Raw genomic sequence first — 203 nt, 5'->3', positions numbered from 1 at the left:
TGGCGGCGCTGTGGCCCGCGCACCCGCAGCCGGCCGCCTATGCCGAGCGCTGCGCCTGGCTGCTGGCGCGGGGCCTGGGTCTGTGGGATGTCTATGCCGCCTGCGAGCGCGAAGGCAGCCTGGACACCAGCATCCGCAATACCCAGCTCAATGATTTTGTCGCGCTCCAGCAGCAGTGCCCGCAGCTGCTGGCTGCTGCGCAC

1 pseudogene is annotated in these 203 nt (G+C 70.4%); it reads left to right on the top strand.

Going from position 1 to position 203, the window contains the following annotated elements:
* Positions 1-203: pseudogene (locus H928_RS33330) on the top strand (DNA-deoxyinosine glycosylase); the annotation flags it as partial.

This window comes from Comamonas sp. B-9, assembly GCF_000410635.1.
Lineage (GTDB): Bacteria > Pseudomonadota > Gammaproteobacteria > Burkholderiales > Burkholderiaceae_C > Comamonas.
This window is presented reverse-complemented; position numbering and strand designations above follow the sequence as displayed.